This window comes from Kitasatospora sp. NPDC048715, assembly GCF_043198905.1.
In the GTDB taxonomy this organism is placed as follows: domain Bacteria; phylum Actinomycetota; class Actinomycetes; order Streptomycetales; family Streptomycetaceae; genus Kitasatospora; species Kitasatospora lactacystinica.
The window spans coordinates 455643-473879 of record NZ_JBICVH010000002.1; the positions used below are offsets into that span (position 1 = coordinate 455643).

At 73.5% G+C, this 18237-nt stretch carries 15 protein-coding genes; 10 read left to right on the top strand and 5 right to left on the bottom strand.

Annotated features, from left to right (window positions below):
• Nucleotides 1–65: 65 nt before the first annotated feature.
• The 7 genes from ACGFSC_RS05780 (at nucleotide 66) to ACGFSC_RS05810 (ending at nucleotide 9035) form a co-directional block, all read left to right on the top strand.
• On the top strand, nucleotides 66–1457 hold the full coding sequence (locus tag ACGFSC_RS05780; protein ID WP_359912013.1) for a sugar ABC transporter substrate-binding protein: 1392 nt from the start codon (nucleotides 66–68) through the stop codon (nucleotides 1455–1457).
• Nucleotides 1458–1468: 11 nt separating this feature from the next.
• Nucleotides 1469–2404: a sugar ABC transporter permease gene (locus ACGFSC_RS05785; protein ID WP_359912015.1), complete on the top strand. Its 936-nt coding sequence runs from the start codon at nucleotides 1469–1471 to the stop codon at nucleotides 2402–2404.
• Nucleotides 2401–3261, top strand: a complete 861-nt coding sequence (locus ACGFSC_RS05790) for a carbohydrate ABC transporter permease (RefSeq protein WP_359912018.1) — start codon at nucleotides 2401–2403, stop codon at nucleotides 3259–3261. The genes ACGFSC_RS05785 and ACGFSC_RS05790 overlap by 4 nt, the downstream gene beginning before the upstream one ends.
• Nucleotides 3258–5303, top strand: coding sequence for a beta-galactosidase (locus ACGFSC_RS05795; RefSeq protein WP_359912020.1), 2046 nt, complete (start codon nucleotides 3258–3260; stop codon nucleotides 5301–5303). The genes ACGFSC_RS05790 and ACGFSC_RS05795 overlap by 4 nt, the downstream gene beginning before the upstream one ends.
• Entirely contained in the window at nucleotides 5300–7480 is a 2181-nt protein-coding gene (locus ACGFSC_RS05800; RefSeq protein ID WP_359912023.1) for a trehalase family glycosidase, read from the top strand. The genes ACGFSC_RS05795 and ACGFSC_RS05800 overlap by 4 nt, the downstream gene beginning before the upstream one ends.
• Nucleotides 7481–7522: 42 nt before the next feature.
• Nucleotides 7523–8239, top strand: a complete 717-nt coding sequence (locus ACGFSC_RS05805; RefSeq protein WP_359912026.1) for a ribonuclease H — start codon at nucleotides 7523–7525, stop codon at nucleotides 8237–8239.
• A 94-nt stretch (nucleotides 8240–8333) separates the two neighbouring features.
• Nucleotides 8334–9035 carry a hypothetical protein gene (locus ACGFSC_RS05810; RefSeq protein WP_359912029.1) on the top strand — a complete coding sequence of 234 codons (702 nt, stop codon included), beginning with the start codon at nucleotides 8334–8336 and terminating at the stop codon, nucleotides 9033–9035.
• 82 nt (nucleotides 9036–9117) lie between these two features.
• Here ACGFSC_RS05810 and ACGFSC_RS05815 read toward each other — a convergent pair whose 3' ends face one another.
• Complete coding sequence (locus ACGFSC_RS05815) at nucleotides 9118–10407, bottom strand: hypothetical protein (RefSeq protein WP_359912032.1); 1290 nt, start codon at nucleotides 10405–10407, stop codon at nucleotides 9118–9120.
• Between the two features lie 798 nt (nucleotides 10408–11205).
• Here ACGFSC_RS05815 and ACGFSC_RS05820 point away from each other — a divergent pair.
• Nucleotides 11206–11931 (top strand): dienelactone hydrolase family protein, encoded by a 726-nt coding sequence (locus ACGFSC_RS05820; RefSeq protein WP_359912035.1) that lies wholly within the window; start codon nucleotides 11206–11208, stop codon nucleotides 11929–11931.
• 163 nt (nucleotides 11932–12094) lie between these two features.
• Here the strand turns inward: ACGFSC_RS05820 and ACGFSC_RS05825 are convergent, their stop codons facing one another.
• From ACGFSC_RS05825 to ACGFSC_RS05835, 3 genes are all read right to left on the bottom strand, one after another.
• On the bottom strand, nucleotides 12095–12655 hold the full coding sequence (locus ACGFSC_RS05825) for a hypothetical protein (RefSeq protein WP_359915634.1): 561 nt from the start codon (nucleotides 12653–12655) through the stop codon (nucleotides 12095–12097).
• Nucleotides 12656–12737: 82 nt separating this feature from the next.
• Nucleotides 12738–14039, bottom strand: a complete 1302-nt coding sequence (locus tag ACGFSC_RS05830; RefSeq protein WP_359915636.1) for a GNAT family N-acetyltransferase — start codon at nucleotides 14037–14039, stop codon at nucleotides 12738–12740.
• A 183-nt stretch (nucleotides 14040–14222) separates the two neighbouring features.
• A complete protein-coding gene (locus tag ACGFSC_RS05835; RefSeq protein WP_359915277.1) occupies nucleotides 14223–14525 on the bottom strand; it encodes a hypothetical protein in 303 nt (100 codons plus the stop codon).
• A gap of 340 nt (nucleotides 14526–14865) precedes the next feature.
• Between ACGFSC_RS05835 and ACGFSC_RS05840 the strand changes: the two genes are divergently transcribed.
• On the top strand, nucleotides 14866–16221 hold the full coding sequence (locus tag ACGFSC_RS05840) for a hypothetical protein (protein WP_359915275.1): 1356 nt from the start codon (nucleotides 14866–14868) through the stop codon (nucleotides 16219–16221).
• On the opposite strand, the gene ACGFSC_RS05845 is transcribed toward ACGFSC_RS05840, so the two are convergent.
• Complete coding sequence (locus ACGFSC_RS05845) at nucleotides 16203–16904, bottom strand: hypothetical protein (protein ID WP_359915273.1); 702 nt, start codon at nucleotides 16902–16904, stop codon at nucleotides 16203–16205. The two genes, ACGFSC_RS05840 and ACGFSC_RS05845, sit on opposite strands and share 19 nt — an antisense overlap.
• Before the next feature lie 255 nt (nucleotides 16905–17159).
• On the opposite strand from ACGFSC_RS05845, the gene sph reads away from it, so the two are divergent.
• A complete protein-coding gene (gene sph / locus ACGFSC_RS05850; protein WP_359915271.1) occupies nucleotides 17160–18137 on the top strand; it encodes a sphingomyelin phosphodiesterase in 978 nt (325 codons plus the stop codon).
• Nucleotides 18138–18237: the final 100 nt, after the last annotated feature.

Here is an 18237-nt window from a genome sequence, read left to right on the forward strand (position 1 = left end):
CTTGACGGGGTTGTGAATGCTGAGTTCTGTATACAGCATTCGGCATTCACCAGTCGGGAGGCAAGATGTCCGCAGAAACCCGGCACGAAAAACATCCCCAACTCGCCCTCGACCAGGGCGGATTCAGGTCGGGCCCGGCACGCCGCCGGATCCTCGCCGCCGGACTCGCCGGCGGCGCCCTGCTGTTGGCCGGCGCCACCGGCTGCGCGACCGGCGGTGCCGGCGGCACCAGCGCCAAGCAGCTCACCGGCAGCCCGGGCGCCACCCTCGCCGGGAAGGTCACCATCTGGTCCTGGGACGTCGCCGCCAAGGCCATGCAGCGGCTCGGCAAGGTCTTCGAACAGGCCCACCCCGGAACGACCGTCGAGGTGGTGGACATCGGCTACGACAACGCCTACGACAAGATCACCGTGGGCCTCGGCGCCGGCAGCGGCCTGCCCGACATCCTCACCGTCGAGGGCCACAAACTCCCCACCTACATCGGCAACTTCCCGAACGCCCTGGTCGACCTCACCAGCCGCGCCGCCGACCTCAAGTCCCAGTATCCGCAGGCCTCCTGGCGCACCGTGACGGACATCGAGGGCCGGGTCCTCGCGCTGCCCTGGGACAGCGGGCCGTGCGCCCTGTTCTACCGGCGCGACCTCTTCCAGCAGGCCGGCATCGACCCGGCGGGCCTCGCCACCTGGGACGACTACGTCAGCGCCGGCACCGCCCTCAAGGCCGCCACCGGCAGGAAGCTGCTCATCCTGGACGCCAAGCAGGACAGCCTCTTCGCCATGCTGCTCCAGCAACAGGGCCAGCGCTGGTTCACCGACGGCAAGGTGGCCGTCGCCACCCCCGCCGCCGAACGCGCCCTCACCCTGCTGAAACAGCTCGTCGACCGCGACCTGGTGGACTTCGAGAACGGCTGGGACGGGTTCGTCTCCGGCACCCACGACGGCAAGGCCGCCACCACCCCCACCGCCGCCTGGTGGGACGGCACCCTCACCACCGAAATGGCCGACCTCAACGGCAAGTTCGGCGTCGTCCCACTGCCCGCCTTCACCCCCGGCGGCACCCGCACCTCCAACAGCGGCGGCTCCACCCTGTGCGTCACCGCGCAGAGCCGGAACCCGGAGACGGCCTGGGCGTTCCTCTCCTTCCTGCTCGCCGACAAGGCCAACCAGGCCTCGATGATGCAGCACGAAGGCCTCTTCCCCGCCTACCTCCCCGCCCTGGACGACCCGTACTTCCAGCAGCCCTCCCCCTACTACGGCGGCCAGCCCGCCATGCGGCTGTTCGCCGGACTCACCCGCGACATCCCCGCCGTCGAGCTCACCGCCGACGACTCCAAGGCCGGCGACATCGTCACCAGCGCCGTCAACCAGGTGCTGCACAACGGCGCCGACCCGGGCACCGTGCTGCGCTCCGCCGCCCGCCAGATCGCCACCGCGACCGGCCGCCAAACGGTCGCGTAGGGGCGGGCCCGATGACCAGTCCTCCGGTGTCCCTGCGCGAACCCGCGGCCCCCGCCCAGGCCGCCCCCGCCCCCGCCCGCCGCCGGCGCTCCCCACGCGCCGCCGCCTGGCTGTTCGCCGGGCCCACGACCGCGCTCTTCGTCGCCTTCTTCGCCTACCCGCTCGGCGCCAGCCTCTACCAGAGCTTCACCGCCCGCCGCGACGGCGCCGACGACTGGGTCGGCCTGGACCAGTACCGGCGGATGCTGCACGACCCCGCCTTCCTGCACTCCCTGGTCAACACCGGACTGATCCTCGCCGTCCAGGTACCCGTGATGATCGGCGTCGCCCTGGTGCTCGCCGTCCTGCTCAACCAGTCCTGGCTGCGCTTCCGGGCCGGCTGGCGGGCGGTGTTCTTCCTGCCCGCGATCACCACCCTGGTCGCCTACGCCGTGGTCTTCCAGGTCCTGCTGCGCACCGACGGCGGCCTCGCCAACCAGCTCCTCCAGGCGTTCGGACTCGGCCCGGTCGACTGGCTCAACTCGCCCACCTGGGCCAGGATCTCGCTGATCGGCTCGGTCACCTGGCGGTGGACCGGCTACAACGCGGTGATCCTGCTCGCCGGACTGCACGCCATCGGCCGCGACCAGTACGAGGCCGCCGCCCTCGACGGCGCCGGCGCCGTGCGCACCTACACCGGCGTGATCCTGCCGCAGCTGCGCCCGGTCGTGCTGTTCTGCGTCATCACCTCCACCATCGGCACCCTGCAACTCTTCGACGAGAACTACGTGCTGACCCGCGGCGGCCCCGGCGACGCGACCCTCACCCCCGTGGTCTACCTCTACAAGGTCGGCTTCCAGCAGCTCGACTTCGGCTACGCGGCGGCCATCGCCTGGGTGGTCGTGCTGATCATCGCGGCGGTCTCGCTGCTCCAGTTCCGGCTCTACGGAAGGGAGCGCCGCCGATGACCACCACCGCGCCGCTCAGGCCCGGCCGCACCCCGCTGCCCGCCCGGCTCGGCCGGATCGCCGTCCTCGCCGTCCTCGCCCTCGGCGCTGTGCTCAGCCTGGTGCCCTTCGCCTGGATGCTGATCGCCAGCACCCACAGCAGCTCCGAACTGTTCCACTCCCCACCGCCGTTCCTGCCCGGTGGCAACCTGCTGCGCAACCTCGCGCACCTCCAGGAGACCATCGGCTTCGGCCGGGTGCTGCTCAACAGCCTCGCAATCGCGGTCGTCTACACCCTGCTCAGCTCGCTGCTGTCCGCGATGTGCGGCTACGGACTGGCCAAGTACCGCTTCCGCGGCCGCGGACTGCTGCTCGGCCTGGTCCTGGCGACCATGATGATCCCCCTGCAGGTGCTGCTCGTCCCGCTGTTCCAGATGATGGCCAGCCTCGGCTGGATCGACAGCTACCAGGCCGTGATCGTGCCCTTCCTGGCCAACTCCTTCGGCATCCTGCTGATGCGCCAGGGCTTCCTGGACTTCCCCGACGAACTGCTGGAGTCGGCCCGGATCGACGGCTCCGGCGAGCTGCGCACCTTCTACCAGGTCGTCCTGCCGTGCGTGCGGCCGCAGCTGGGCGCGCTGGTGATCTTCACCTTCATGGGCCAGTGGAACAGCTTCATCTGGCCGCTGCTGATGCTCAACACCGAGGACAAGTACACCGTGCCGGTCGCGCTCAACACGCTGACCGGGCTGACCCACGTCGACTACTCCGGCCTGATGCTCGGCTCCTTCCTCGCCACCCTCCCGCTGATGGTGCTCTTCCTGGTCTTCCAGCGGCAGTTCGTGGCGGGCCTGCTGGGCGGAGCACTGAAGGGATGACCACGACCGTGACCAAGGACCGCCTCACCCGGGTGCCAGGACTGCTCTACGGCGGGGACTGGAACCCCGAGCAGTGGCCCGAACAGGTGTGGGCCGAGGACGTGAAACTGATGGCCGAGGCCGGGGTCAACCTGGTCACCGTCGGCGTGTTCTCCTGGGCCCGGCTCCAACCGGACGCCCACAGCTGGGACTTCGGCTGGCTGGACCGCCTGCTCGACCTCGTACACCGGCACGGCATCGCCGTCGACCTGGCCACCGCCACCGCCTCCCCGCCCGCCTGGCTGGTCCGCGCCCACCCCGAACTGCTGCCGGTCACCGCCGACGGCGTACGGCTGGAGTTCGGCTCGCGCCAGCACTACTGCCCCTCCTCGCCCGCCTACCGGGACGCCGCCGCCCGGCTCACCCGGGCCCTCGCCGAGCGCTACCGCCACCACCCCGCCCTCGCCCTGTGGCACGTCCACAACGAGTACGGCGACCACGTCGAGGAGTGCTTCTGCCCCGCCTCGGCCGCCGACTTCCGCCGCTGGCTGCGCGAACGGCACGGCGGCATCGAGGAGTTGAACCGCTCCTGGGGCACCGCCTTCTGGTCGCAGCACTACGGCTCCTTCGAGCAGATCGAGCCGCCGCGCACCGCGCCGGGCCCGGTCAACCCCACCCAGCTGCTGGACTGGCGCCGGTTCTGCTCGGACGCGCTGCTCGCCCTGCACCGTGCCGAGAAGGCCGTCCTGGACGAGGTCTCGCCCGGCGTCCCGGTCACCACCAACTTCATGTCGATGCTCAAGGCCCTGGACTACTGGGAGTGGAGCCGGCACGAGGACTTCGTCTCCGACGACGCCTACCCCGACCCCGCCGACCCGCGCGCCCACGTCAACGCCGCGATGAACTACGACCTGATGCGCTCGCTCAAGGGCGGCCGCCCCTGGCTGCTGATGGAACAGGCCCCCTCCGCGGTCAGCTGGCGGCCGGTCAACGTGCCCAAACCCCCCGACCTCCACCGCCTCTGGTCGCTGCAGGCACTGGCCCGCGGCGCCGACGGCGTGCTGCACTTCCAGTGGCGCGCCTCGGTGGCCGGCGCCGAGAAGTTCCACAGCGCGATGCTCCCGCACCGGGGCACCGCCTCGCGCGGCTGGCAGGAGACCCTGCGCCTCGGCGCCGAACTGCGCCGCCTCGGCGAACTCGCCGGCAGCCGGCTGCGCGGGCGGGCCGCCGTCCTGCTCGACTGGGACAGCTGGTGGGCGCTGGAACTGGACGACCACCCCTCCGCCCGGATGCGCTGGCCCGAGCTGCTCCGCCCCTGGTACGCGGCGCTGTACGAGCGAGGCGTCACCGTCGACTTCGTCCCGCCCACCGCCGGACTCGACGGCTACCCGCTGGTGCTCGCCCCCAACCTGTACCTGCTCGACACCGCCACCGCCGACCGGCTCACGACCTACGTACGGGACGGCGGCCGGCTGGTCTGCGGCCCGTTCAGCGGCATCGCCGACCGGCACGACCACATCCACCCCGGCGGCCACCCCGGGCCGCTGCGCGAGCTGCTCGGGATCGTCGTCGACGAGCACTGGCCGATCCCGGACGGCGCGACCACCGCCGTCGTCCTCGCCCCGGACGGCACCCGGCTGCGGGCCGAACGCTGGAGCGAATGGATCGAGACCGGGACCGCCGAGGCCGTCGCCCACTACGGCTCCGGCGAGCTGGCGGGCCTCCCGGCCGTCACCCGCAACCGCCTGGGCACCGGCAGCGCCTGGTACCTGAGCTGCCACCTCGGCGCCGACACCGGCCCGGTGCTCGACCGGGCGCTCGCCGACGCCGGGGTGGGCGCCGAACTGCCCGGCCTGCCGGAGGGCGTCGAGGCCACCCGCCGGCACGCCGCCGACGGCACCGACTACCTCTTCCTGCTCAACCACGGCCCCGTCGAGCGCCTGGTGCCCCTCGACGCGCCCGGCACCGACCTGCTCACCGGCACCGCCACCGGCGAGGCCGTCACCCTCGCGCCGCTCGGCGCCGCCGTCCTCCGACTCCCCGCCGCCGAGGAGCGCCCGTGAACCCGCTGACCCGCCGCCACTTCCTCGCCGCCTCGGCGGTCGCCGCCGCCGGCACCCTGACCGCCCCGGCCACCGCCCACGGCCAGGAAGGACCGGAAGAACAGGGAGGATTCGACGCCGAACGCTACGCCGACGTCCTCGACCTGCACGGCACCCCCGCCCAGGCCTACCCCGGCGACACCCGCGGCAACAACCCGATCACCGTCTTCGCCGACCTCGGCGCCTGGCACGCCTACGCCCTGCCCCGACCGGCCGACCGGCCCGGCGGCTTCACCGGCCCGCTGTACCTCGCCCAGGAATACCCGTGGTGGCTCAGCGACGGCCTGACCCGCCTCCAACTCACCGAACAGGGCCGCCCCCTGGACCTCGGCGCCGGCGCCCCCGCGCGCGGCACCTCGCTGCCCGGCCTGCTGCGGCTGGCCCACGACCTCGGCGGCGGCCTCGCCCTCACCCTCGAACTGCGCTTCGCCGGCAACCGCACCGCCCTGCTCCGGGCCCGCCTCACCAACACCGGCCCGGCCGTACGGACCCTGGCCGCCGCCTGGACCGGCCGGCTGCTGCGCCCCGCCACCGGCCCCCAGCACGAGGCGCCGCGACTCGTCGCCGCCGAACGCGGCGTGGAGGTGCGCTTCGCCAAGGTCCGGCAGACCTGGGACTACCTCACCGACGGCACCGAGTGCTTCGCCGTCCGCCACGCCCGGCCCGTCCGCGTCGTACTGAGCGCCGACGGCGACGAGCACCGCACCGAACTCGCCGAGCCGGTGCGGCTGGCGCCGGGGGAGAGCCGCCACCTGGACTGGACCGAGAGCTACACCTTCACCGAGGCCGAGTACGCCCGGGCCGCGAAGGAGGCGGACACCGCGCTGCGCGCCCCGGAGCGGGTCGCGGCGGAGGGCACCGCCCGCTGGCACGGGTACGTCACCCGGGCCACCGAGGGCGTCCCCGCCGCCCGCCGGCGCACCGCCGTCAAATGCGTGCAGACCCTGGTCACCAACTGGCGCAGCCCGGCCGGAAGGATCCGGCACGACGCCGTCACCCCCACGCTCTCCTACAAGTGGTTCAGCGGGGTCTGGGCCTGGGACACCTGGAAGCAGGCCGTCGGCACCGCCGCCTTCGCCCCCGGCCTCGCCGCCGACCAGATCCGGGCGGTCTTCGACCACCAGGTGCCGGCGGGCTCCGCCGAGCGCCCGCAGGACGCCGGGATGGTCCCCGACTGCGTCTTCTACAACGACCCGGCCACCGGCGGCGGCAACTGGAACGAGCGCAACTCCAAGCCCCCGCTGGCCGCCTGGGCGGTCTGGGAGGTCTACAAGCGCAGCGGCGACCGCGCTTTCCTGCGGGAGCTGCTGCCCCGGCTGACCGCCTACCGGGACTGGTGGTACCGCACCCGGGACCACCTCGGCGAGGGCCTGTGCGAGTACGGCGCCACCGTGGACCCGGCCAACGCGAGCCCCGATGACTGCCGGGAGGCGGCGGCCTGGGAGTCCGGCATGGACAACGCCCCGCGCTTCGACGCCGCCGGCGTCCTCCCGAACCGGGACGCGAACGGGACGCTGCTCGGCTGGTCGTTCGACCAGCGCTCGGTCGACCTCAACGCCTACCTGGCCGCCGACCACCGCCACCTGGCGCTGATCGCCGCGGAACTCGGCGACCGGCCCGCCGCCCAGCGGCTGCGCACCCGTGCAGACCGGATCGACGCCGCCGTGCGCGACACCATGTACGACCCGGCCGGCGGCTGGTTCCACGACACCGACCTGGCCACCGGCGCCCGGCTCACCGCCCGGGGCCGCGGCATCGAGGGCGCCATCCCGCTCTGGTCCGGCACCGCCACCGCCGCCCAGGCCCGTACCGTCCGCCGGCTGCTGCTCGACCCGGCCGAGTTCGGCACCGCCATGCCGTTCCCGACCGTGGCCCGCAGCTCGCCCTCCTTCGACCCCGGCGGCTACTGGCGCGGACTGGCCTGGCTCGACCAGACCTACTTCGCGATCGAGGGCCTGCGCCGCTACGGCTGGGAGCAGGACGCCCGGCGCACCGTCGAGCGGCTGCTGGCCACCGCCGCCGGACTGGCCGGGGACGGCCCGGTGCGGGAGAACTACGACCCGCTGACGGGGGAGGGGCACAGCTCGACCAACTTCAGCTGGTCGGCGGCGCTGCTGCTGCCCCTGCTGCGCACCTGAGCGGCTTTGTCTCCGGGCCGTCCGACCAGGCATGATCGGGGCATGGTCGAACGAGTCATTGCAGCGTGTGACGGAGCAGCCAAGGGCAACCCCGGGCCGGCGGGCTGGGCGTACGTGGTCGCGGACGCCACCGGGGCGCCCCGGCGCTGGGAGGCCGGCGCGCTCGGGTACAGCACCAACAACGTGGGCGAGCTGACGGCGCTGCGGCAGCTGCTGGCCGCGACGGACCCGGCGGCGCCGCTGGAGGTTCGGCTGGACAGCACCTACACCCGTGACTCGGTGACCAAGTGGCTGAAGGGCTGGAAGCGCAACGGCTGGAAGACGGCGGCCGGCAAGCCGGTCGCCAACCAGGAGCTGATCCAGGCGATCGACGCCCTGCTGGAGGGCCGGGACGTCACCTTCGTGTACGTGCCGGCCCACCAGGTGGACGGCGACCCGCTGAACGCCATCGCCGACAAGGCCGCCAGCGACGCCGCCCGCACCCAGCAGGACGCCTCCGGCACCGCCGCCGACCTGCCGGTCCCCGACCCGGCCGCCGCCACGAAGGCCCCCAGGGCACGCACCGCCCGGCCCGCCGCCTCCGCCGGTAGCACCGGCGGCACCGGCAGCGGCGCCGCCAAGCGGAGCGGCGGCTCGCGCACCCTGAACGCCCGCTTCCCCGGCACCTGCCCGTGCAGCCGCCCGTACGCCAAGGGCGACAAGATCACCAAGGTCGGCGGCTCCTGGGGCCACCCGGAGTGCGCCGCCGCCCACGCCTGAAGCGCCGCCCCGTCCGACCACGAGTACGCCGACGCTGCCGGGTGAGTATCCGTACTCACGCGGTGGCCCGGCCCGGCGGTGGACGATGGTGATCATGAGGAATCGCGCAACGAAGAACGCGCCGGGCCGCCGCACCGCCGTGCGGGTCACGGCGGTGGCCGGGGCCGCCGGAGTGCTGGTGCTCGGAACGGTCGGGTACACGGCGTACGGGGTGGCAGAGGAGGCCTGGACGGGCAAGCTGTACCCCGTGGCGGACCCGGCCGCCGTCGCGCGGCACCTGGACGCCCGGACGCAGACCGTCTACGAGGCCCTCGCGCTGCGCCCGGAGGTGACGCCGGCACCCGAGCACCGCGCGGACGACGGGATCACGGCCCGGATCTACGACGCATGCCCCGCCCGGGGCCTCTCCCACCTCCTGGAGAGCATGAACGACACCGGCGCCGACCAGCCCCGCACAGCCGCCCTGCGCGCGCGGTTCACCCTCGCCGGGGTCGCCCGGTCCGAGTGGGAGGAGGCGGTGGGACGGGCCCGGCAGAGCCTGACCGCCCAGGGCTGGACGGTCGCCTCCTCCGACGAGTCCGCCCCGGTCCCCAGTCTGACGCTGACGCCACCGGTCACCGGCCCGGGCTCCCTCGCGGAGAGCGCCTCGCTGCGCTTCGACCCCGTGTACCACACCCTCGAGGTGAGCGCGGGCAGCGAGTGCGCCCGCTACCCCGACGGCACACCGGTGGACCAGGAGGGCAGGCCGGCCGATCTGCCGACCGGCACGGCACCGGTGCGGCCGCCCGGCCGGTGACCGCGGGCCGGGAGCGTGTGCCCGGCCGGAAACGCAGGACCGGCCGACCGCTGGTGCGCGGTCGGCCGGTCGGAGGTGGAGGTCAGGCCTTGGGCGGGGTGGCCTGGGCGAGCTGCTTGATGCTCCCGAAGCTCAGGCCCGCGTCGTTGAGTTCGCGCGCCTCGGCCTCCGAGACGCCGAGTCCGGCGAGCTCCTTGAGCTGGGCGTCGGTCAGCGGCGGGGCGAGCGGGAGGTCGCCGAAGTCCTCGGGGTCGAGGCCCTCCTCGTCGCCCCCGGCGGCCAGGCCGAGCACCGCGTCCATCAGCTGCTCGTTGGTCACCTTGACCGCGTCGGCCGGGGCCTGGACGTTCGGGGCCGCCTGGCTGAAGGCGAGCTTCACCGGGAAGTTGACGCCCGGCTCGACCTTGTCGGCCAGCTGGGCGAGGTCGAAGGTGGCGGAGGAGAAGGCGCCGTTCTTCAGGTAGAGGTCGACGCCGATCTTCCGGTCCGGCACGTCGCTCGGGGCCTTGTCCGGGAAGTCGCCCAGCTGCTTGGGGAACTTGGCGGACAGCGGCTTGACGGCCTTGTACATCTCGTCCACCAGCTGGCGGGCCGGGGCGCTCACCCAGAGGTGCTCGGTGCCGTCCTTCTTGCCCTTGTCCTCGTACGTGACGGTGCGGCCGAGCACGTCCTTGATCGAGTTGAGGAGCTGGTTGCCGAGCTCCGGGTCGACGCTGGGGGCGGCGCTCGGCGCGGCCTTCTTGGCGTCGGCCTCCTTCGCCTGGTCGGCGAGCGCCTGGAGGTCGAAGGACACCCACTTGCCGGCCAGCACGTCCCCGACCGGCTTCATCTCCTCCGGCAGGTCCTTGCGGAGCTCGTCCACCGTGGACGGGTCCTCGCCGACCAGCTTCATCAGGCCCTTGGCGTCGGCGTGCAGGTACCCCGTGGCGTCGACCTGGCGGTACTCCAGCAGCGCGGTGCCGCTGCGGTCGGCGAGCAGGTAGGAGACGCGCACCGACTTGTCGAGCGTCAGGTCGGCGTTCTTGCCCGCCTGGCCGGCGTTCTTGAAGGCCTCGATGTCCTTGAGCGGCTTGTCGGCGGAGACCGCGACCGTGACGGAGAGGCCGGAGATCGCCTTGGCGGTCTTCTCGTCCATGTCCTCCTTGCGGCCCCGGGCGGAGCCGATGAGCCCGTTGCCCTTGTGCTCGCCGGAGTTGGCGAACGCGGCGACCTGCTCGGGGGTGGCGTCGATGGAGAGGGTGAACCCGGCCGACTTGCCGTCACGGACCTTGTCGAAGGCCTTCGAGACCTTCTGCGCGGCGGACAGCTGCTCGACGGTGCCGCAGGCGGTGAGGCCGGTGGCGAGCACGGAGGCGGTGACGGCGACGGGCATCGCCCCACGGGCGGCCTTGCGGATGGCGGTGTTGATGGTACGACTCCTGTTGATCGGGCCCGCTCGGCAAAGTGGACCGTTCCCTCCCCTGCGACGCACAACGTCACAGCGCCTGCACATGTGATCACATTATCGGCAAGGGGTCATCCGCATTTTTGGCCGGGTCTTTAACCAGTTCGGCCAAAACCATGACCAAAAGTCGTAAACCAGGCCTGACGAGCCGTCCCGACCATGCCCCGAGGGTCCCCGCTCCCGGCCCCCGGTCCGCACCACTCCGGGGCGGACCGGGGGTCAGCGCACCGGGCCCGACAGGTCCTCGACCGTCCAACCGCCGCCCAGATCACGGCGCAAGGCCTCCAGCGCAGCGGCCGCCTGCTGCCGGAACAGCTCCTTCTCCTCCTCGGACCACGGAGACGGATCCGGCGGGTACGCCTCGTCGAGCGACGACTGGTACCGGTCGGCGAGCCGCGCCAGTTCGGCCCGGGTGGCCGGGGTGATCGGCAGCCGGTCAAGGTCGCAGGGGTAGTCGTACGGGCTGTCGAGGTCGGGACTGCCGGACGGGCCCGGCCACAGCGGGGTGTCGACGCCGTATTCGTCGTGCTGGTGGTCACGACGAGCGCGGCCTGCCCCCCCGACACCCCCGAGGAGGCCGCGGCCCCGGCGCGGACCGCCGCTCGTCGGTCCTGGCCCTCGACGACCCCGACGCGAAGCGCAGCGGCGGCCGCCGGCGGGCCGCTCGCTCTGCCGAGGGCGAAGTCCGGCCCGGCCGGGGCGCGGACCCCAGTACTGTCCGGTCCCATGACAACGGTCACCACACGCACGGTCGAGTACCCGGCCGACGGAATGACGATGATCGGGCACCTCGCGCTCCCGGCCGGTGCCGGGCGCCGGCCCGGGGTGCTGATCGGGCCCGAGGGACCGGGCCTGAACGACTTCCAGCGCCGCCGGGCCGACGCCCTCGCCGAACTGGGCTACGTGGCCCTGGCCTTCGACCTCCACGGCGGGCGCTGGATCAGCGACCCGCAGGAGATGCTGGCGCGGGTGATGCCGCTGCTCGCCGACCCCGACCGGATGCGGGACATCGGCCACGCGGCCCTCGACGTGCTGCGCGCCGAATCGCGGACCGACCCGGACCGGATCGCCGCCATCGGCTACGGCACCGGGGGTGCCATCGCGGTGGAACTCGGGCGCGCCGGTGTCGACCTGCGGGCGATCGGGACGGTCAACGGATTCACCACCGGCCGCCCGGGCGAGGCGGCCCGGATCCGGTGCCCGGTGTGGGCCGGGGTCGGCTCGGAGGACCCGATCATGCCCGCCGAGCGGAGGGAGGCCTTCACCGCCGAGATGCAGGCGGCGGGCGTCGACTGGCGTCTCGTGGTCTACGGCGGCGCCCAGCACGCCTTCCACCACCCGACGGTCGGTCACACCGTGCTCCCCGGCGTCGCGCACCATCCGCAGCACGCCCGGCGGGCCTGGCGCGACGTCGTCGGCCTGCTCGCCGAGTGCCTGCCCGTGCCGGACTGACCAGCGCGCCTACCTGCGCCTACCCGCGCCTGCCCGCGCCGACGGCGTGTCGGTCGCGGGGCATGCGCGTCGGCTCCGGCTCCCACCCAGGAGCCGGAGCCGACCTCGTGATCCTCGTGATCCTCGTGATCCTCGTGATCCTCGTGTTCCGACGGCCGTCGGGCTACCGCAGTTGCGTCAGGACGACGGCGACGAAAGCGGCGCCGAGGGCCAATCCGATCACCGGGACCGACAGCACGTCCCAGAGCCGCGGCCGCGGTCGCGGCTCGACGCGACGGTCCGGGGCGGTGTTCCGTTCCCACCGGTCCATGACCTGCCGGGTGTTCGCCAGGAACTCCGTCGTCGAGTGGTACTTGTCGGTGCCGAGGCCGGGCAGCAGGCGGCTGCGCCCGTTCGTGAGGTGGATCCGCAGCGCGTACGAGTACGAGTCCCCGGCCGGGTAGCGCCGCACCTCGACCCAGCTGATCTGCTGCCAGGAGTAGGTACGGCCGGGCCCGAAGCCCCGGTTGACGGTGATCCCTTCGGTGCCGACCCCGGTCCATGCGCGCAGGGCCACGAGGAGGAACGGGAGGGCGAGCGCCAGGGTCATCGCGACCAGCAGCACCGTGCCGAGGTCGGTGAGTGCGAACAGGCCGAAGGCGGTTTCGAGCACGAGGGCGAGGACCAGGGCGGCGATGCCGGCGGGGCGGATCAGGTCCTTCGCCCGGAAGATCACTTCGTTCACGCCGCGCACCCTATGCCCCGGCCGCCGGGCCTCGAAAGGGGAAGCGGCCGGGGTTCCCGTGAGGGGCGCAGCGGGTCGGACGTCAGGGCAGGTAGTACGTCAGCAGGTCGGCCGTCAGCGGCGGGAACAGCGCCCGGTGCAGTTCCTCGTCCCCGCGCCCGTACACGTCCGGCCGGATGCGGCTCAACCCTTCGATCCCGTAGGGCCCGAAGAGCAGCGCCGCCAGCGCGTCCGGCGCCACGCCCACGCCGCCGGACGCGCCGAGGTGCTGCATCGTGCCGCCCGTGACCACCTCGCCCGGCCCCTGCGCGCCGATCGGGACGCGGTAGTGGGCGCGGTAGGTGGTGAGCAGCAGTTCGCCGTCGGCGCGGTCCGGGCCGGCGGCGGTGAGGCGCTGGTGGAACAGGGGCCGCAGCCGGTCGAGCAGCACGGCCGGATCGGGGATGCGGACGTAGTACTGCTCCGCCTCGGGGCGCGGCGTGCGGTCCAGCAGCTCGTGCCAGACGGTGGCCGGCAGGGTGCCCGGCCGGTGCACCACGTGGAGCCGCGCCTCGGGCGCCAACGCCGCCACGCCGGCCAGCAGTTCGCGCGCCGCCCGTTCGTCGGCGGCGGCCGCCTCGGCGAGGTGGAACTCGCCGCCCTCCACGGGGGTGGTGCGGCCCACCGCCACCACCTCGCCGGCGCGTTCGACCACCCGCAGCGTGCTCGCGTCGTGTGCCAGCAGCCAGCGCCAGCGGGCGGGGGCGTGGCCCATCGCGAGGTCGAAGCCGCGCTGCGCCTGCTCCTGGAGCGCGGCCAGGGCGGGCAGGTCGGTGGCCCGGGCGGTGCGCAGCGCGGGCGCGCCGCCCTCGGTGGGCGGGGTGGAGCGCAGCGGCCGCGAGACCGGGATGTCGATGGCGTACTCGTAGCCGAACAGCCGGTAGAAGTACGGGATTCCGATCATCACCTGGACCACGTGCCCGCGGGCGGCGGAGCGTGCGTGCGCCCACCGCATCAGGGCCCGGACCAGGCCGCGGCCTTCGTACTCCTCGTCGGTGGCGACCAGTTCGACCTGCCCGGCGGGCAGCCGGACGTCGCCGAGGCGCAGTTCCTCGTCCAGCAGGGTGGCCGTGGAGACGACCCGGTCGCCGTCGACCACCACCGCGCTGGCCGACCAGCCGGCGTCCGGGTCCTCGACCACCAGGCGGTGGTCGAGTGCGTCCGCCGGGTCGCCGCGCTCGGCGAGCAGGGCGCCGAGCTGCTCCAGGTCCTCCGGACGGGACTCGCGCAGGAGCAGGCCGCCGGGCAGGGGCATGGGGAGGGACAGGGGCATCGGCAGGGGGAGGGGCGGTGACACGGCCAGGAGCGGGCCGTCGGGCCGGGCAAAGGCTTCGTCAACGGTCATTCCCGGACCTTCGCACCGGTGGTCGTCCGTGTCCAACGGGTTTTGCCGACCCGGCGAGCCGGGGCGGGGGAACCCGCCCGATGCGCAGGGGCGTTGCCGGTGCGGGCCGGTGCGGTGGCCCGCTGGCTCGGGGCAAGGGCCCCTCGCGGCCCGGGCCGCGAGGGGCCGCGAGGAGCCCGGGGCTCAGACGGTGCCGGCGATCCAGCCGATGGTCTCGGTGGTGTGCGGTCCGTCGGACAGCGCGCGGCCGCTGCCCACGAGCTCGTTGATGCGGATCTTGAAGCCGGTGGTGGTGACGTCGGCGATCCGCAGGCCGGGGGTGTCGGGGCCGTTGAAGGTCTGGACGAACGGCACGACGATCACGTTCGCGTCGTTGGGGAAGGGCGTGGGGAAGGTGACCTGGGTGAAGGTCGAGGTGGCTCCACCGGTCAGCTCCGTGGCGCTGGTGGAGTTCAACTGCAGCTTGCCGGTCTGGATCATGCTCATCGCGTCCGCCTTTCGCTCGACTGCCGCCGGTCACGTCCGGTTGACGGCCGTGCGCTCGACGGCCGGGCGCTGCCTCGGTGCGAAGCAACTGTGGGTGGGATGCCCGTATTGGTCCGCGTTTAGCGAGGATGTAGCCGGTTCGGGGTATCTGCTCTCGCCTCCCTTGCCAGGGTGGTGATGCGTCCCGGGAGCCGGTGGATCGGCTCGTGCGGCAGGTGCGCTCCTGTCGTGTGCGGGAGTTGGCGGAATCGTGTCCATCGCGGGGTGGCGGGGTTGACCGTGGCCACGCAGGGCGGTTGGCTCGGCCGGAACGAAGGGGAGCGCAAGGGGAGGGGAGCCCATGAGGACGACGACGGCACGGGTGGTCTGCGCCCTGGCGGCCGCGCTGCTGGTGGGCGCCGGGACACCGGCGGCGCACGCCCGGACCACGCCCGCGTCCGAACCGGCCTCCGCACCGGCGTCCGCGCCCGCGTTCGCGGCGAGGGACGGCGGCACGGTGCGGGTGAACGTGAGCCCGGACGGCACGCCCGCCGACGACTGGTCCGAGCCGCTCGGGCTGAGCGCCGACGGCCGCTACGCGCTGTTCGCCTCGCTGGCCTCCAACCTGGTGCCCGGCGACACCAACCGCCTCTACGACGTCTTCGTCCGCGACCTGTGGACGCGGCACACCGAGCGGGTCAGCCTCGCCGACGGCGGCGCCCAGCTGGACGGTTCCACCGTCCAGGCGGCGATCAGCGGCGACGGCCGGTACGTCGCCTTCAGCAGTGACGCCGTCAACGCCGTTCCCGGGAACGGCGGCGGGCGCACCGACGTCTACGTCCGCGACCGCCTCACCGGCCGGACCGAGCCGGTCACCGCCGGCACCGGCGCCGGGAACTCCGTCAGCCCCGCGATCAGCGCCGACGGCCGGTACGTCGCCTACTCCTCGGACCGCGCCGACCTCGCCCCCGGGGCACGGGCGGGCACCGCCAACGTCTACCTGACGGACCGCTGGACCGGTACCACCCGCCTGGTCACCGCCGGGCAGGGCGGCGCCCCCGCAGACGGCGGCTCGGTGGAGCCCTCGCTCAGCGCCGACGGCCGGACCGTCGCCTTCCGGTCGAAGGCGGCCAACCTGTTGCCGGCCGCCCCGGCCGCCCCGGCCGCCCCGGCCGCCCCGGCCGCCCCGGCCGCGCAGACCGCCCCGGCCGCCCTGAAGCCGCCGCCCACCCGTCAGCTGTTCCCGCTCTACGTCTACGACACCCGCACCGGCCGGATCGAGGGCGCGAGCATCGACCCGAGCGGCACCCTGCGCGACGCCGTGCGGCAGAGCCGGCTGAGCCCCGACGGCCGGTACGCGCTGTTCCGGGTGTTCCAGCCGGACCAGGGCGGCACCCGCGTCCCGCTCTACGCCCGGGACCTGCACACGGGCACGGTGACGGAGGTGGCCCCCGCCGGCGCCCAGTCGGCCGTCATGACGGCGGACAACCGCTGGGTCCACTTCGTCTCGGACGACGCCGGCCTGGTGCCCGGCGACACCAACGGCGCCCCGGACCTCTTCCGGCGGGACCTGCGGACCGGCCGGGTCGAGCGGGTCGCCGAGGCCGTCGGCCCGTCCTTCGCGCCCGCCGTGGACGCGTTCGGCACCACCCTGCTGTTCGGCGCCCTGAACGGCACCGGCTCCGACGTCCTGGTGCGCTACCTGCCGCCCCGCTGACCGGCCGCGGCGCCCGGCTCCCGCAGGGTGCGGCGCGCCGCGACCAGGGTGAGCAGGCCCCACAGGACGGCCAGCACCGCGGTGACGTGGACGCCGCCGCGGCGGAATTCGAGGTCCTCGTCGAGCGGGACCGGCGGCGCCCAGCCCGCCGGGTCGACCAGCACGTTCTCGGTGTTGCCGATGTCGCGCGTGCCCGTGCAGCCGTAGCCGCCGACCTCGGCGTGCGGGAGCGGCCGCCCGTCGGCGCGGCGGATGGCGCAGGTCCAGCTCACCCTGCCGTTCTTGTCCTTGGCGCTGTGGGCCGCGGTGACCACCACCGCGGTCTCCACGCCGCGCTGCGCCATGATCTGGGCGCGGATGCTCGTCGTCGGCAGCACCAGCAGCAGCACGCCGAGCAGGACGGCCGGCCAGATGATCCAGCCGCGGGGCCGGACGAAGCCGAGCGCGACGACTCCCGCCGAGAGCACCAGGAACGCCAGGACGCCGCAGGGCAGCTGGTAGTCCGGGTTGCTGCCCAGTGCCGCCAGGCCGACCATCAGCACCGGGGTGAGTGCCCCGACCAGCCACGCCGTCCGGCGGACCGTTCGTGCCGACAGCTGCGGCTCCGGGCGCCTGCGGACCCGCTTCGGGGGCGGGACCACCCCCTCGGCGAGCGGCCTCTTCCGCTTCTTCCTGCCGGCCATGTCTTCCCCCGTTCGTTCTTTCGTCGCGCTGGGGACAGTCTGACCGCGGTTCCTGACGCGCGGTACGGAGGGGCGGTACGGAGGGGCGGTGCGGAGGGGCGGGCCGTGACCGCCCGTCGGCCCCTCGCCGACGGTGTTACCGACGAGTTCACCGAATGCTCGCCCGATGTCTTGCGGTCCGTGCCGACAGCCAAGTTGGATGAACAACATCCCTCGACCCGACGGGTCCACGACAACGCCCCCCACGGAGGCCCGATGCCCCTGTCGTCCGTCCGCCGCGCCCTCGCCGCCGGCGCCGCCGCCACCGTCCTCGCCGTGCTCGGCGCCGTCCCGGCCTCGGCCGAGACCGCCCCCACGACCGCACCGCCGCTCGACGTGCTGACCTACAACACGTTCCTGATGAGCACCTCGCTCTACCCCAACTGGGGCCAGCAGTACCGGGCGCAGGCCATCGCCTCGGCGGACTTCTTCCAGGGCCACGACGTGGTCGTGCTGGAGGAGGCCTTCGACAACTCGGCCTCCGACGCGCTGACCGCCAAGGCCTCGGCCGCCTACCCGTACCACACGCCGGTGGTCGGCCGCTCCACCAGCGGCTGGGACGCCACCTCCGGCAGCTACAGCTCCACCACCCCCGAGGACGGCGGCGTCACCCTGCTCAGCAAGTGGCCGATCCTGCGCAAGGAGCAGTACGTCTACAAGGACGCCTGCGGCTCGGACTGGTTCTCCAACAAGGGCTTCGTCTACGCGGTGCTGGACGTCAACGGCCGCCGTACCCACGTGGTCGGCACCCACCTCCAGTCCACCGACTCGGGCTGCGCGAGCGGCCAGGCGGCGGACATCCGGGCCAAGCAGCTCACCGCGATGCGCTCCTTCCTGGACGCCAAGCGGATCCCGGCCGACGAGCCGATCCTGGTCGCGGGCGACCTCAACATCGACTCGCACGGCTCCGAGTACCAGGCGCTGCTGACCAACGGCAACCTCGCCCCGGCCTCCGCCCGCACCGGCTGGCCGTACTCCTTCGACACCGCCGACAACTCCGTCGCCGCCTACCGCTACCCGGGCGAGCCCAAGGAGGACCTCGACTACGTCCTCTACCGGGCCGACCACGCCCGCCCGCAGGAGTACACCAACCAGGTGGTCCGGGTGCACAGCGCGCCCTGGACGGTGAGCAGTTGGGGCAAGAGCTACACCTACACCGACCTCTCCGACCACTACCCGCTCGCCGCGCACTGACCCTCCGGGTCCTCCGGGGGTGTGGGATGCGTCACCCGTGACGCCCCACCGGCGGTTCGGCCCCTTACGATCCTGAACGCCGAGGTCGGGCGCCGTCGTA